The following is a 14,305-nucleotide window of genomic DNA, read 5'->3' on the forward strand; positions in this document are numbered from 1 at the left end:
CCCATGGCGGACTTCGTGTACTTCGTGGGCAGCAGTCTGGACGGCTACATCGCCTCGGACGGCGGCGACCTCGCATGGCTCGAGCAGTTCAACGAGGTCGAGGGGGTCGCGGCCGCGTACGACGCCTTCGAAGCCGGGGTGGGCTGCGTGGTCATGGGCGGCGACACCTACGAGTGGGTGCGCGCCCACGCGAAGGACGGGTGGCCGTACCGCGTCCCGTGCTGGGTCTTCACCCACCACGAGCTCGGCACGGACGACGGCGCCGACGTCGTGCTCGTGCGGGGCAGCGTGCAGATGTTCGCCGACGAGCTCCGCAGGGACGCCGGAGACAAGGACGTGTACATCGTCGGCGGCGGGTCGCTCGCCGGGGAGTTCCTCTCCGCCGGGCTCATCGACCGCATCGTGCTCACCCTCGTGCCCGTCGCACTCGGCGGGGGCGTGCCCCTGTTCGGCGGAAACCCCCTCGGGGTGCCGGCGGGATTCACCCTCGAGAGCGTGGTCGAGCGCGGCGGGACGGTGGAACTCGCCTACAGGGCGGCCTGACCCCCGCGCTCCGGACGGCCTCCCTGCCGCCCGCCGCCCTGGCCTTCCGGACTACGGCCCGCCGGCGGGTTGTCCCGAAGCAGGTTCGTGATGCGCGCTGTGGAGAGCCGGTGGCCCTCCTCGTCGGTCATCACGATCTCGTGCGTCGCGAGTGTGCGCCCGAGGTGGACCGCCGTGCAGGTGCCCCTGACCAGTCCGCGCACTGCAGGGCGGTGGTGCGTCGCGTTCAGGTCGACGCCGACCGCATGCCGTCCGGGCCCGGCGTGGAGCGACGCCGCGAACGAGCCGAGGGTCTCGGCGAGGACCGCGTGGGCGCCCCCGTGCAGGATGCCGGCGACCTGGGTGTTGCCCGCCACGGGCATCGTGGCGACCGCGCGCTCAGCCGTGAGCTCCTCGAACACGATGCCCAGCTTGACCACGAGCGCACCGACGCCGCGGTCTGCCAGCCAGGGCCTGAGGTGCTCGGGGACGCCGGCGGCTTCGAGCTCGGCGGCGAGCGCCGCCGAGCGGTCCCGGTCGCCGGCCTCTGCGGGGGCGTCGACGGCGGGCGAGGGCGCAGCGGCGCGGCTGAAATTGTCGTGCATGGCCACTAGGCTGGCACCCGTGACTGAAACCAGCAAAACCCTCCCCGCGCGCGTCCCCACCAGCACTGCAGGGGGGCCCGGCGCCGGGCGGCCGAGGCTGCTGGTCCTCGACGGGCACTCGATGGCGTTCCGCGCATTCTTCGCATTGCCGGCCGAGAGCTTCGTCAACGCCGAAGGTCAGCACACCAACGCGATCCACGGCTTCACGTCCATGCTCATCAACCTCGTGCGGGACCAGGAGCCCACCCACGTCGCGGTAGCCTTCGATGTCAGCGACGAGACCACCCACCGCCGGACCGAGTACAGCGAGTACAAGGCTGGCCGCAACGCGACGCCCGCCGAGTTCTCCGGCCAGATCGACTACATCAAGAAGGTCATGGCGGCCCTCGGCATCCGCACCCTCGAGCTCCCGGGCCACGAGGCGGACGACATCCTCGCAACCCTTGCCGCCCAGGGCGCGGCCGCGGGCTTCGAGGTCCTCCTGGTCTCGGGGGACCGGGACACGTTCCAGCTCGTCAACGACCACGTCTCCGTCCTCTACCCGCGCAAGGGCGTGAGCGACATCCCCCGGATGGACGCCGCCGCCATCGAGGAGAAGTACTTCGTCCCGCCCGCGCGGTACCCGGACCTGGCGGCGCTCGTGGGCGAGTCCGCCGACAACCTCCCGGGCGTCCCCGGCGTGGGGCCGAAGACCGCGGCGAAGTGGATCACCCAGTACGACGGGATCGAGGGTGTCCTCGAGCACGCGGGGGAGATCAAGGGCAAGGCGGGAGAGTCCCTGCGGGCCAACCTCGAGTCCGTGGAGCGCAACCGCAGGCTCAACCGCCTCCTGACGGACCTCGAGCTGCCGCTGACGCTGGACGACCTCGCCGACCCCCGCCCCGAGCGCGCCGCGGTCGAGGCACTGTTCGACGAACTGGAGTTCAAGGCGCTGCGCACGCGCGTCTACGACGTCTTCGGCACCGAGGGACCCGAGGCGGGGGAGGACGAGTTCCACGTCCCGCCCCACACCGTTCCCGCGGACGACGACGCCCTCGCCGCCTCGCTCGCGGCACTCGCCGAAGGCGCGGCGGCAGCGGGCGGGAAGCCCGTCGCTGTCGCCGTGCGCACGGACGGCGGCAGCCCCCGCCCGGCCGCCGAGTCCGTCGCGCTCGCAACCAAGGAGGCCGCCGTCGTCGTGCCCCTCGACGGGGCGCTCCCTGCCCCGCTCGCCGCGTGGCTGGCCGACCCGGCGGTGCCCAAGGCGATGGCCGAGTACAAGGAAGGCACCAAGGCCCTGAGGGCGCTCGGCGCGGAGGTGGAAGGGGTCGTCGACGATGTCTCGATCTCCGGCTACCTCGCGGAGCCGGACCGCCGCTCGTACGCCCTGCCCGACCTCGCCCAGCACCACCTCGGGATCGAGCTCGCCGCCGGCGCGCCGACCGCGGGGCAGCTCGCGCTCGACCTCGCCGGAGACGAGGCCGCGGCGGCAGCGATGGCGCGGCAGGCCGCCGTCGTGCGCGCCCTCCATGACGAGCTCGCGCCGCAGCTCACGGAGCTGGGCGCGGCCGCCCTGCTGCAGGACATGGAGCTTCCGCTCTCCCGGGTCCTGCTCGACATGGAGTGGGCCGGCATCACGGTCGACGTGCCCCAGATCGACGCGCTCATGGACGAGCTCGGCGCCACGAGCGAGGCCGCCGCCGAGGCGGCGTACGCAGCGATCGGGCACAAGGTCAACCTCGGGTCCCCCAAGCAGCTCCAGGCTGTCCTCTTCGAGGAGCTCGAGCTGCCCAAGACGAAGAAGATCAAGACCGGGTACACGACCGACGCGGCCTCCCTCAAGGAGCTGCTGGACAAGACCGGGCACCCGTTCCTCGCCTCGCTCATGGCGCACCGGGAGTCGAGCAAGCTCCGCCAGATGGTCGAGACCCTCAAGAAGGCCGTCACGAAGGACGGGCGGATCCACACCACGTACGCCCAGACCATCGCGGCCACGGGACGCCTGTCCTCGAACAACCCCAACCTGCAGAACATCCCGATCCGGAGCGAGGAGGGCCGCCGCGTCCGTGACGTGTTCGTCGCCGGCGAGGGCTACGAGTCGCTGCTGTCGGCGGACTACTCCCAGATCGAGATGCGCATCATGGCCCACCTCTCGGGGGACGAGGGGCTCATCGAGGCCTACCGCTCGGGCGAGGACCTGCACCGCTTCGTCGGCTCGCGGATCTTCCACGTGGCACCGGCGGACGTCACGAGCGAGATGCGCTCCAAGGTCAAGGCCATGTCCTACGGCCTGGCCTACGGGCTCTCGTCGTTCGGCCTCTCCAAGCAGCTCGAGATCTCGGTCGACGAGGCGCGCACGCTCATGAAGGACTACTTCGACCGCTTCGGCGCCGTGCGGGACTACCTGCGCGGCGTCGTCGAGCAGGCCCGCCAGGACGGCTTCACGCAGACGATCTTCGGCCGCCGCCGGTACCTGCCGGACCTCACGAGCCCCAACCGGGTGCACCGCGAGCTCGCCGAGCGGATCGCGCTCAACTCGCCCATCCAGGGCTCGGCGGCGGACATCATCAAGCGGGCCATGATCGGGGTGGAGGGCCAGCTGAAGGCGCGCGGCCTCGGGTCGCGGCTGCTGCTGCAGATCCACGACGAGCTCGTGGTCGAGGTCGCCCCGGGCGAGGAGGCCGCGGTGCGGGAGGTCGTCGAGCACGAGATGGGCTCGGCGGCGGACCTGAGCGTCCCGCTCGACGTGCAGATCGGCGTGGGGCGGACGTGGAACGAGGCCGGGCATTGACCGAGGTCCCTCCGTCGGTCGGCGGCCCGGAGGCGGGCCGCTACGAGATCCGCCGCTTCCGGGCAGCCGACTCCGCCAATCGAGAGTTCCCCGCGACCGCGGAATGGATCCGGGCCGTGAACTACGGGTTCTACAAGAAGGCCCTCGCCGACGCGCACGTGGCCAAGACGGCCGCCGCGTACCGCGTCGACGACCGCGAGCTCACGGCGGTGTACGAGACGGGGCCCGCCCCTGCGGGGGCCCTTTCCCCCGACGGGCCGATCGCGACCTTCGCCTCGATGCGCAAGACCCTCAACGCCGGCTACGGCCGGCTCGTGCCCGCGCACCTCGTGACCGCTGTCACGGTGCGCACCGACCACCGGCGCCGGGGACTCCTGCGCCGGCTCATGGGGGAGGACCTCGCCCGCGCGAAGGCGGACGGCGTCCCTGTGGCCGCCCTCACTGCCTCCGAGGCCTCGATCTACCGCCGCTTCGGCTACGGCGTCGCGACCCACGAGCGGCGCGTCACCGTGTCCACCGGGCCCCGCTTCCGCCTCGCCGTCCGGCCCCGCGGACGCGTGATGGCCGCCGAGCCGGGAGCGATGCTCGAGCTCGCGCCGACGATCTTCGCCGCTGCCCACCGTACGGTCCCCGGCTCTGTGGACCGCCAGGAGCAGTACGCGCTGCACGCCGCCGGCCAGTGGGAGCGCTCGACCGGCGGCGAGGATCCCGGCCTGCGCGTCGCCGTCCACCTCGCCGAGGACGGCACCCTGGACGGCTACGCCGCCTACAGGTTCCGTGGGTGGTCCCACGAGCCGCCCACCATGGAGCTGCTGGACCTCGTCTCGGCCACACCGGACGCGTACCTGGGCCTGTGGGACTACCTCGGATCGCTCGACCTCATCGACCGAGTGATCTGGGACGAGGCGCCCGCCGACGACCCCCTCGTCTGGGCGCTCGAGGACTCCCGCGTGGTGCGGGCCGAGACGGCGCGCGACATGCTCTGGCTGCGGATCCTCGACGTCCGGGCTGCGCTCGAGGCGCGCCGCTACGCACACGACGGCGACCTCATCCTCCGCGTCGACGACGCCCTGGGCCTCGCCGCCGGCCGCTACCGGCTCGCGGTCGTGGACGGGGCGGCGACAGTCGAGGCCCTCGGAGCGCCGGACGGCGAGGCCCAGGTGTTGCTCGACATCGCGGACCTCTCGTCGGTCTACGTGGGCGGGGTGAGCCCCGTGTCCCTCCTCCAGGCCGGCAGGATCCGCACGGGCGAGTCCTCGCCCGAGGCCGCGCTCGTGCTGGCGCAGATGCTCGCTGTCGAGCGGCCTGCGCACTGCCTGACGCACTTCTGAACCGCTTTGACCCACCTTGGGCGCGGCGACTAGACTGGACGGGCGCGTAGTACGCGCGTGCGTTCTGCCTGCTGGCCGGTCCGGCTGGCGTGCGGGACGCAGCACCACACTAAGACTTCAGCCAGTCTCCGCAACGCGGCCGGCAGCCGGGACGCGGGTCTGACTGACCGACCAACTATCCACATCGGAGCCCCTACTACATGACCATCACCTCCACCTCGACGTCCACCACGCCGCAGGTCGCCATCAACGACATCGGCACCACTGAGGACTTCCTCGCCGCTGTCGACGCCACCATCAAGTACTTCAACGACGGCGACCTCGTGGAAGGAACCGTCGTCAAGGTTGACCGCGACGAGGTCCTGCTCGACATCGGGTACAAGACCGAGGGCGTCATCCCCTCTCGCGAGCTTTCCATCAAGCACGACGTGGACCCGGGCGAGGTTGTCGCCGTCGGTGACCAGGTCGAGGCGCTCGTCCTCACCAAGGAGGACAAGGAAGGCCGCCTGATCCTCTCCAAGAAGCGCGCGCAGTACGAGCGCGCCTGGGGTGACATCGAGAAGATCAAGGAGGAGGACGGCGTCGTCACCGGCACCGTCATCGAGGTGGTCAAGGGTGGCCTCATCCTCGACATCGGCCTCCGTGGCTTCCTCCCGGCCTCGCTCGTCGAGATGCGCCGTGTCCGCGATCTCGCGCCGTACATCGGCCAGAAGATCGAGGCGAAGATCATCGAGCTCGACAAGAACCGCAACAACGTGGTCCTGTCCCGCCGCGCCTGGCTCGAGCAGACCCAGTCCGAGGTCCGCTCCTCCTTCCTCAACAAGCTCGAGAAGGGCCAGGTCCGTCCCGGCGTCGTCTCCTCGATCGTCAACTTCGGTGCGTTCGTGGACCTCGGCGGCGTCGACGGCCTCGTGCACGTCTCGGAGCTGTCCTGGAAGCACATCGACCACCCGTCCGAGGTCGTCGAGGTCGGCCAGGAGGTCACGGTCGAGGTCCTCGAGGTCGATCTCGACCGCGAGCGCGTCTCCCTCTCGCTCAAGGCGACGCAGGAGGACCCGTGGCAGACCTTCGCCCGCACGCACGCGCTGGGCCAGGTCGTCCCCGGCAAGGTCACCAAGCTCGTGCCGTTCGGTGCGTTCGTGCGCGTCGAAGACGGCATCGAGGGCCTCGTGCACATCTCGGAGCTGGCGGTCCGCCACGTGGACCTCGCCGAGCAGGTCGTCTCCGTGGGCGACGAGCTCTTCGTCAAGGTCATCGACATCGACCTTGAGCGTCGCCGCATCTCCCTGTCGCTCAAGCAGGCCAACGAGGGCGTGGACCCGGACTCGACCGAGTTCGACCCGGCGCTCTACGGCATGGCCGCCGAGTACGACGAGGAGGGCAACTACAAGTACCCGGAGGGCTTCGACCCGGAGTCCAACGAGTGGCTCGAGGGCTACGAGACGCAGCGCGCCGCGTGGGAGCAGCAGTACGCCGACGCCCAGACCCGCTGGGAGGCGCACAAGAAGCAGGTCTCGCAGCACCTCGCCGACGACGCCGCCGCGGCGTCCGGCCACGAGTCGATGTCCACCAGCTACTCCTCCGAGGCCGCGTCGACCTCCGAGAGCAGCTCCTCCGGCACGCTCGCGTCCGACGAGGCTCTCGCCGCCCTGCGCGAGAAGCTCACCGGCAACTGAGCTGTAGCCGGCTGACGGTTCGACCGTCTGCATGAAGGGGCGGGTCCTGCGCGAGCAGGGCCCGCCCCTTTCGCGTCGGCACCCTTTCGTGTCCGCGCCCGCTCGCGTCGGCGCGCGTCGCACACAGGGGCCGTTCGACCCTCGCCGGTTCAAGTGCTGCAGACCTACTGTTGCGGCAGGAAGGCCGACAGGCGGGAAGGCCCACAGGCGGGAAGGCCGACAGGCAGGAAGGCCCACAGACGGGAAGGCACAGCAATGACGGCAGTGGTGGTCTACGAGTCGCAGTACGGCAATACCCAGCGCGTCGCCGAGGCGATCGCTCGGGGGCTGGGTGGCGGCGCCCGCGCGGTCCATGCCTCGGCGTTCTCGCCCGCAACGCTCGAGCCGGGGGCGCTGCTCGTGGTCGGGAGTCCCATCGTCGGCTGGAAGCCGCTGGAGGGACTGGGCGCCTGGCTCGACGCGCTCGGGCCCGGCTCCCTCGACGGCGTGCGCACCGCCGCGTTCGACACCCGCGTCAAGCTGTTCATCCACGGTGACGCCGCCAAGAAGATCGAGCACGCGCTCGAGGCAGCCGGCGGCCAGCGTGCCGCCGATCCCACCTGGTACTACGTCAAGGGCACCGAGGGGCCGCTGCTCGACGGGGAGCTCGAGAAGGCGGAGGCCTGGGGCCGACAGCTCGCGGGCTAGGGGACGTCGACCCAGGAAGTCCCGAGCGCGTCGGCTCGGGCGGATCCCGCCGAGAGGCTCGCCAGCCGCCCTTCAAGGGCCGCGGCCTCCGCATCGGAGTCCTCCACGGCGATCCGCAGGGTGACGGAGCGCGCGCCGTAGTCGGCGCCGAGGACCACGACGCCGGCCGAGCGGAGGTCATTCTCGAGGCGCGGTGCGACGGCGTGCTCCGTGGCCACGCCGAGGATGCGCAGCCGCTGGCGCCTGACGAGCCGGGCGGTGTCGAGTGCGGAGGACACCGACTCCGAATACGCCCTGACCAGCCCGCCGGCACCGAGCAGGACACCGCCGAAGTACCTCACGACCACGGCCACGACGTCGCTGAGGTCCGCCGCGCCGTCGTGCGTTTCCCTCTTCAGGAGGGCCTCGAGCATGGGGATGCCCGCGGTGCCGGCAGGCTCGCCGTCGTCGCTGCTGCGCTGGGTGGTGCGGTCGGGTCCGAGGACGAAGGCGCTGCAGTGGTGGCGCGCGTCGTGGAACTCGCGCCGCAGCCCGGCCACGAGGTCGCGCGCGTCCCCTTCCGTCTCGACGCGTCGCAGGACCGTGATGAAGCGGGACCGCTTGACCTCGAGCTCGTGTCGGTGCTCGCCGTCGACCGTCGTGTAGCGCGCAGCATGGCTCGGTGTCTCGGTCACCGCACAAGTCTAGGCGGCGGCTCGTCCGCGCTAGGCTGGGGCCGTGCTGAGGGTTGGACTGACAGGCGGAATCGCTTCGGGGAAGTCGGAGGTCGCGCGCAGGCTCGCCGAGCGGGGCGCGGTCCTCGTGGACGCGGACGTGCTCGCGCGCGAGGCCGTCGAGCCCGGTTCGGAGGGGCTCGCCGAGGTCGTCGCGGCGTTCGGGCCGGGGATCGTGGCCGACGACGGCGGGCTGGACCGGGCGGCGCTGGGCGCCATCGTCTTCGCGGACCCCGCGCGGCGCGAGGTGCTCAACGCGATCGTCCACCCACGCGTGCGGGCGCGTGCGGCCGAGATCGTCGAGCGGGCGGGCAGCCAGGACCCGCGCGCCGTCGTCGTCCAGGACATCCCGCTGCTCGTGGAGACAGGGCAGGCCGGGAATTTCGACCTCGTGGTGGTCGTCGACGCGCCCGACGACGTCCGGGTGGGCCGGCTCGCGGCCAGGAACGGCATGCCCGAGGCCGAGGCGCGCGCCCGCATGGCAGCCCAGGCGACGCGCGAGGAACGCCTCGCGGCAGCCGACCACGTCCTGGAGAACACGGGCACCGTGGAGGAGCTGCGGGGCGCGGTGGACCGGCTGTGGGACGGCGTCCTCGTCCCGGCGGCCGCCCGGTCCGCGCAGGCCGGGTCCTCCGCTTAGCCTGCAGCGAATGCGGACATGCCCTGTCCGCTGCCCGGCGTAGATTTGACGCATGAGCCTTGCCCAGGAGATCAACCGCGTCGTCGCGCCGTTCGAGGTGGTCAGCGAGTACAAGCCGGCGGGCGACCAGCCGACCGCCATCGCAGAGATCGCCGAGCGCATCCAGAACGGCGAGAAGGACGTCGTCCTCCTCGGAGCCACCGGAACCGGCAAGAGCGCCACGACCGCGTGGGTCATCGAGAAGCTCCAGCGTCCCACGCTCGTCATGGTGCAGAACAAGACGCTGGCCGCGCAGCTCGCGAACGAGTTCCGCGAGCTCCTGCCGAACAACGCGGTCGAGTACTTCGTCTCGTACTACGACTACTACCAGCCGGAAGCCTACGTCCCCCAGACGGACACCTTCATCGAGAAGGACTCCTCGATCAATGAGGAGGTCGAACGGCTGCGGCACTCGGCCACGAACTCCCTCCTCACCCGCCGCGACGTCGTCGTGGTCGCGACCGTCTCGTGCATCTACGGCCTCGGCACGCCGGAGGAGTACGTCGCGGGCATGGTCACGCTGCGACGCGGCATGGAGATGGACCGCGATGCGCTCCTGCGCCAGTTCGTCGCCATGCAGTACGTCCGCAACGACGTCGACTTCCACCGCGGGACCTTCCGCGTGCGCGGCGACACTGTCGAGATCATCCCGATGTACGAGGAGCAGGCGCTCCGCATCGAGTTCTTCGGCGACGAGATCGAGTCCATCCACACGCTCCACCCCCTCACGGGCGAGGTCATCCGGGAGGAGACGGAGATGTACGTCTTTCCCGCCTCGCACTATGTGGCCGGCCCAGAGCGCATGGCCAAGGCGATCAAGGGCATCGAGGACGAGCTCGCCGAGCGCCTGCAGGCCCTCGAGTCGCAGAACAAGCTCGTCGAGGCCCAGCGGCTGCGGATGCGCACCACCTACGACCTCGAGATGATGCAGCAGATGGGGTTCTGCAACGGGATCGAGAACTACTCGCGGCACATCGACGGCCGCGGCCCCGGGACTGCACCCCACTGCCTCCTGGACTACTTCCCGGACGACTTCCTCCTCGTCATCGACGAGTCGCACGTCACGGTCCCGCAGATCGGCTCGATGTACGAGGGCGACATGTCGCGCAAGCGCACGCTCGTCGAGCACGGATTCCGGCTCCCCTCGGCCATGGACAACCGGCCGCTGAAGTGGGACGAGTTCCTCGAGCGGATCGGCCAGACCATCTACCTGTCCGCGACGCCCGGCAAGTACGAGCTCGGCAAGGCCGACGGCTTCGTGCAGCAGATCATCCGCCCCACGGGCCTCGTGGACCCCGAGGTGATCGTGAAGCCCACCAAGGGCCAGATCGACGATCTCCTCGGCGAGATCCGCGACAGGGTCGAACGGGACGAGCGGGTCCTCGTCACCACCCTCACCAAGCGCATGGCCGAGGACCTCACCGAATACCTCCTCGGCCACGGCGTCAAGGTCCAGTACCTCCACTCGGACGTGGACACGCTCCGCCGCGTCGAGCTCCTGCGCGAGCTGCGCCTCGGGGTCTTCGACGTCCTGGTGGGCATCAACCTCCTGCGCGAGGGGCTCGACCTGCCCGAGGTGTCCCTCGTGAGCATCCTCGACGCCGACAAGGAGGGCTTCCTGCGGTCCTCGACGTCGCTGATCCAGACCATCGGCCGCGCCGCCCGCAACGTCTCGGGCCAGGTGCACATGTACGCGGACAAGATCACGGACTCGATGGCGCAGGCGATCGACGAGACGAACCGCCGCCGTGCGATCCAGATGGCGTTCAACGAGGAGCGGGGGATCGACCCGCAGCCCCTGCGCAAGCGCATCGCGGACATCACGGACCAGCTCGCCCGCGAGGACGAGGACACCCGGGCCCTGCTGGAGGGCCGCTCGAAGGCCGGCAAGCGCACGAAGGGCGCCGCGGGGGCCAACGCCCGCGAACGCGCCCAGGCCGAGCTGCGCCGCGACGGACTCGCCGCCGCCCCGGCCGAGGACCTGCTGGGCCTCATCGGGCAGCTCACCGAGCAGATGCACGGAGCCGCCGCCGAGCTGCAGTTCGAGCTCGCCGCCCGGCTCCGCGACGAGGTCGCCGAGCTCAAGAAGGAGCTGCGCCAGATGCAGTCGGCCGGGCATGCCTGAGCCCGAGCGAGGCGCCCAGGCGTCCGCCGCGACCACCGACGGCCTGGCGCACGACGACGCTGCCCGCCGCCGCGTCCAGCGGCGTACCGTCGGGGTGCTCGCCGCAGCGCAGCTCCTGAGCGGCCTCGGCAACGGGGCCACCCTCGCGATCGGGTCGCTCCTCGCCGTCGACTTCGGCGGCTCGGCGGCGTGGGCCGGGTCCGTCACCACCGTGCTCACGCTCGCAGCCGCGCTCGCCGCGCTGCCCCTGAGCGGCTTCGCGGCGTCCCGCGGGCGGCGGAAGGCGCTCGTCGCCGGCCTCGGCATCGCGGCCCTCGGCTCCGGGTCCGTCGTGCTGGCGACGATGGCGTCCTCCCTGGTCCTGCTCCTGGCCGGGGCGGCGCTCCTGGGGGTCGGCACCGCCGTCAACCTCCAGTCCCGTTTCGCCGCCGTTGACCTCGCGGACGCTGCGCACCGTGGCCGCGACCTGTCGCTCGTCGTCTGGTCGATCACGGTCGGCGCCGTGGCGGGCCCGAACCTCATCAAGCCGGGAGCAGCGCTCGGGGCGGCTCTCGGCCTGCCGGAGACCGCGGGCCCCTTCCTCATCTCGGTGACGGGGATGGCCGTCGCGGCGGCCCTGCTGTGGACGGGGCTCCGGCCCGACCCACTCCTCGAGGCCCGCCGCATCTCGGGGGCAGCCGCGGAGCCGGCCGGCTCGAAGCGGCCGAGGGGCGCCGTCCTCCGCGCGGGCATCGGTGCGATCCGCTCGTCCCCCGGGGCGGGCCTCGCAGTCTTCGCCGTGGTGGCTGCGCACGGGATCATGGTCGCCGTCATGTCCATGACGCCGCTGCACCTCCAGCAGGTGACCCTCGGCGGCGTGGCGGACGGCGGCGGCCACGGAGGCCACGTCGGCACCGACTCGTTCGCCCTCATCGGCTTCGTGATCTCGCTGCACATTGCGGGAATGTACGCGCTCTCGCCGCTGATGGGCTGGCTCGCCGACCGGGTCGGACGCCGCACCGTCCTCGCCGCGGGGCACGTCACGCTCGTCGGGGCAGTGGCCTCCGCGGCGCTCGGCGCAGCCAGCCCGGCGTCCGTGACCGTGGCGCTCGTGCTGCTGGGGCTCGGCTGGTCCGCGGCCACGATCGCCGGATCGGCGCTCCTCGCGGAGTCCGTGGCGCCGGACCATCGTGTCGAGGCGCAGGGGGTCGGCGACACGGCCATGGGCCTCGCCGGCGCCCTGGGCGGCGGGCTGTCGGGCATCGTCATGGCGCTGGTCGGGTTCCCGGGCCTCGCGGCCGTCGCGGGACTCATCAGCGTGGCGGTGCTCGCCGTCGCCGCCGTGGGCCGGAGGGCCTACCGGTCCTGACCGTCGGGATCCGCGAGCGCCAGTAGGCGCGCGAAGAGGCCCTCGCCGTCGTCTGAGATCCCGTCGTGGTGGAAGTCTGCGGTCTCCCAGACCTGGAGGCCCCGGACTGAGGCGGCGGTCTCCAGCGAGAGGTCCCGGTCGACGAAGATGTCGTCCCGGTACACCGCGGCGGCGACAGGGACATCATTCACGGCCAGCCGACCCCGGTCGTAGAGCTGCCCCCAGTCGGTCCTGCGCGCCAGCAGGTCGGCGACGTCCGCGAGCGGCACGAGCGCCGGGTCCTGCTCGAAGTACCACGGCATGACCATCTCGCCCAGCAGGAGCGGATCCTGGGCGTCGGGCCGGAAGTGGGGATACTCGTCGAGGACCCGCCACGCGGCCCACTCGGTCGCCTCGCCCTGGGCGTAGATGGACTCGTGCATGAGCGCATACAGCGGGTTCGCGGCCCGCGTCACGAGCGCGTGGACCTGGGCGAGGAACCCGTCGGAGAGCCGTGGACCGCGCAGTCCGCCGGTGAAGGCGTCCTCGAGCAGGTAGTGGAGGGAGTCGACGCGGGTGTTGCCTCCGAGGAGGCTCCCGACGAGCTGGAACCGTTCGGGGGAGAGCCGCTCGCCGCTCGGAAGGCGCTCGTCGTGGCGCCCCAGATGCTCGACGACGGCGCTCACCCTGGCGCGGTCGTCCGGGTACCAGCCGAAGTACTCGGCGTTGCGGGCAGCGACCCGCTCGTAGGTGGCCCGGTAGACCCGGTCCGCCGGGCCCTCCAAGGGTGCGAGGCCGCCCGTGATGAGCGCCCGCCGCACCCCCTCGGGCGCGAGCGAGAGGTACGTGAGAGTGCAGAACCCGCCGTAGCTCTGCCCGAACACCGTCCATGGGCCAGAGCCGAGGGCGCGCCGGATGGACTCGCAGTCGAACACGATCGAGTCGGCGCGGAAGTGCCCGAGGTACGCCGCCTGCTCTGCGGGGCCGCCCCGCAGCGGAAGCGAGACCCGGTCGGCCGCTGCCGACAGGCCGGTTCCGCGCTGGTCGAGCATGAGGATGCGGAAGTCCTTCGCCGCCGCCTTCATCCACCCGCCGAGGCTCGTCACGCGGTTCCCGCGGCCGCCCGGGCCGCCCTGCAGGAACACAAGCCAGGGGAGCTGCTCGACGGCAGCCGCCGGGTGGGCCGCCGAGGCGTACTCGCGCGCGAAGACCTCGATCCGCTCTCCGTCGGGCCGCCCGTGGGCAAGCGGAACCTGGAACACGTGCTCGACCGTCCGCAGCCCGCGGAACTCGTGCTGGCCTACCACGTGGTGGCCCGCGGCGGCGCCCGGACGCGGACGGCCGGGGGCCGGCGTCGTGCTCACGACGCCGTGCCGAAGGCCGCGAGCGCTTCGCCCGTGAGACGGAAGGTGTCCCACTCCTCCATCGGGCGGGCGCCGAGGCTCCGGTAGAAGCCGATGGACGGCTTGTTCCACTTCAGCACCGCCCATTCGACGCGCGCGTACCCGCGCTCGACAGCGATGCGCGCAAGCTCGGCGAGGAGCGCCTTGCCGTACCCCCGGCCCCGGGCGGCAGGACGGACATAGAGGTCCTCGAGGTAGATCCCGTGGGTGCCCTCCCACGTCGAGTAGTTCAGGAACCAGAGCGCGAAGCCCATCACGGCGGGGGAGCCTGCATCGGAGTCTTCGACGACGTGCGCGAAGACCGCCGGGCGGTCGCCGAACAGCGCCTCCGTGAGGTCCTCCGCGGTGTTCTTCACCGCGTCCGGCTCCCTCTCGTAGACGGCGAGCTCGTGGATGAGCTCGAGGATCGCGGGAACGTCGGCCGGCTCAGCTCGCCGCAGCACTGCGGTGGTGGAAACGCTCATGCT

12 protein-coding genes are annotated in these 14,305 nt (G+C 71.6%); 8 read left to right on the forward strand and 4 right to left on the reverse strand.

Features of this window, described 5'->3' with window-relative positions:
• Nucleotides 1-3 precede the first annotated feature (3 nt).
• Nucleotides 4-543 carry a dihydrofolate reductase family protein gene (locus tag ACQ5BE_RS01070; protein ID WP_430295114.1) on the forward strand — a complete coding sequence of 180 codons (540 nt, stop codon included), beginning with the start codon at nt 4-6 and terminating at the stop codon, nt 541-543.
• On the opposite strand, the gene ACQ5BE_RS01075 is transcribed toward ACQ5BE_RS01070, so the two are convergent.
• The gene (locus tag ACQ5BE_RS01075) at nt 528-1,127 is read right to left on the reverse strand and encodes a hotdog fold thioesterase (RefSeq protein WP_430295115.1); all 600 of its coding nucleotides are present in this window, start codon (nt 1,125-1,127) and stop codon (nt 528-530) included. The genes ACQ5BE_RS01070 and ACQ5BE_RS01075 overlap by 16 nt on opposite strands.
• Here ACQ5BE_RS01075 and polA point away from each other — a divergent pair.
• From polA to ACQ5BE_RS01095, 4 genes are all read left to right on the forward strand, one after another.
• A complete protein-coding gene (polA, locus tag ACQ5BE_RS01080) occupies nt 1,126-3,897 on the forward strand; it encodes a DNA polymerase I (RefSeq protein WP_430295116.1) in 2,772 nt (923 codons plus the stop codon). The genes ACQ5BE_RS01075 and polA overlap by 2 nt on opposite strands.
• The gene (locus tag ACQ5BE_RS01085) at nt 3,894-5,228 is read left to right on the forward strand and encodes a GNAT family N-acetyltransferase (RefSeq protein WP_430295117.1); all 1,335 of its coding nucleotides are present in this window, start codon (nt 3,894-3,896) and stop codon (nt 5,226-5,228) included. The genes polA and ACQ5BE_RS01085 overlap by 4 nt, the downstream gene beginning before the upstream one ends.
• Nucleotides 5,229-5,428: 200 nt before the next feature.
• The gene (gene rpsA, locus ACQ5BE_RS01090) at nt 5,429-6,904 is read left to right on the forward strand and encodes a 30S ribosomal protein S1 (protein WP_430295118.1); all 1,476 of its coding nucleotides are present in this window, start codon (nt 5,429-5,431) and stop codon (nt 6,902-6,904) included.
• Nucleotides 6,905-7,159: 255 nt separating this feature from the next.
• Entirely contained in the window at nt 7,160-7,591 is a 432-nt protein-coding gene (locus ACQ5BE_RS01095; RefSeq protein WP_430295119.1) for a flavodoxin family protein, read from the forward strand.
• Here the strand turns inward: ACQ5BE_RS01095 and ACQ5BE_RS01100 are convergent.
• A complete protein-coding gene (locus tag ACQ5BE_RS01100) occupies nt 7,588-8,265 on the reverse strand; it encodes an IMPACT family protein (protein WP_430295120.1) in 678 nt (225 codons plus the stop codon). The two genes, ACQ5BE_RS01095 and ACQ5BE_RS01100, sit on opposite strands and share 4 nt — an antisense overlap.
• A gap of 43 nt (nt 8,266-8,308) precedes the next feature.
• Between ACQ5BE_RS01100 and coaE the strand changes: the two genes are divergently transcribed.
• Genes coaE through ACQ5BE_RS01115 form a run of 3 tightly spaced genes read left to right on the forward strand, consistent with a single transcriptional unit; the run spans nt 8,309 to nt 12,456 of the window.
• A complete protein-coding gene (coaE, locus tag ACQ5BE_RS01105) occupies nt 8,309-8,944 on the forward strand; it encodes a dephospho-CoA kinase (protein WP_430295121.1) in 636 nt (211 codons plus the stop codon).
• Between the two features lie 52 nt (nt 8,945-8,996).
• Nucleotides 8,997-11,108 carry an excinuclease ABC subunit UvrB gene (gene uvrB, locus ACQ5BE_RS01110; RefSeq protein ID WP_430295122.1) on the forward strand — a complete coding sequence of 704 codons (2,112 nt, stop codon included), beginning with the start codon at nt 8,997-8,999 and terminating at the stop codon, nt 11,106-11,108.
• Complete coding sequence (locus ACQ5BE_RS01115) at nt 11,101-12,456, forward strand: MFS transporter (RefSeq protein WP_430295123.1); 1,356 nt, start codon at nt 11,101-11,103, stop codon at nt 12,454-12,456. Before uvrB ends, ACQ5BE_RS01115 begins: the two co-directional genes overlap by 8 nt.
• Here the strand turns inward: ACQ5BE_RS01115 and ACQ5BE_RS01120 are convergent.
• Together ACQ5BE_RS01120 and ACQ5BE_RS01125 are read right to left on the reverse strand one after the other, a co-directional pair.
• On the reverse strand, nt 12,444-13,799 hold the full coding sequence (locus ACQ5BE_RS01120) for an alpha/beta fold hydrolase (protein WP_430295124.1): 1,356 nt from the start codon (nt 13,797-13,799) through the stop codon (nt 12,444-12,446). The genes ACQ5BE_RS01115 and ACQ5BE_RS01120 overlap by 13 nt on opposite strands.
• Complete coding sequence (locus tag ACQ5BE_RS01125) at nt 13,796-14,302, reverse strand: N-acetyltransferase family protein (RefSeq protein WP_430295125.1); 507 nt, start codon at nt 14,300-14,302, stop codon at nt 13,796-13,798. The genes ACQ5BE_RS01120 and ACQ5BE_RS01125 overlap by 4 nt, the downstream gene beginning before the upstream one ends.
• Nucleotides 14,303-14,305 lie beyond the last annotated feature (3 nt).

Source organism: Sinomonas sp. B1-1, from assembly GCF_050474465.1.
GTDB classification, from domain to species: domain Bacteria; phylum Actinomycetota; class Actinomycetes; order Actinomycetales; family Micrococcaceae; genus Sinomonas; species Sinomonas flava.

What these genes read in the sequence shown, in the direction of transcription:
- ACQ5BE_RS01125 (WP_430295125.1), bottom strand. Translation starts at nt 14,302, where the DNA reads ATGAGCGTTTCCACCACCGCAGTGCTGCGGCGAGCTGAGCCGGCCGAC.
- ACQ5BE_RS01070 (WP_430295114.1), top strand. Translation starts at nt 4, where the DNA reads ATGGCGGACTTCGTGTACTTCGTGGGCAGCAGTCTGGACGGCTACATC.
- uvrB (WP_430295122.1), top strand. Translation starts at nt 8,997, where the DNA reads ATGAGCCTTGCCCAGGAGATCAACCGCGTCGTCGCGCCGTTCGAGGTG.
- rpsA (WP_430295118.1), top strand. Translation starts at nt 5,429, where the DNA reads ATGACCATCACCTCCACCTCGACGTCCACCACGCCGCAGGTCGCCATC.
- polA (WP_430295116.1), top strand. Translation starts at nt 1,126, where the DNA reads ATGGCCACTAGGCTGGCACCCGTGACTGAAACCAGCAAAACCCTCCCC.
- ACQ5BE_RS01075 (WP_430295115.1), bottom strand. Translation starts at nt 1,127, where the DNA reads ATGCACGACAATTTCAGCCGCGCCGCTGCGCCCTCGCCCGCCGTCGAC.
- ACQ5BE_RS01095 (WP_430295119.1), top strand. Translation starts at nt 7,160, where the DNA reads ATGACGGCAGTGGTGGTCTACGAGTCGCAGTACGGCAATACCCAGCGC.
- ACQ5BE_RS01115 (WP_430295123.1), top strand. Translation starts at nt 11,101, where the DNA reads ATGCCTGAGCCCGAGCGAGGCGCCCAGGCGTCCGCCGCGACCACCGAC.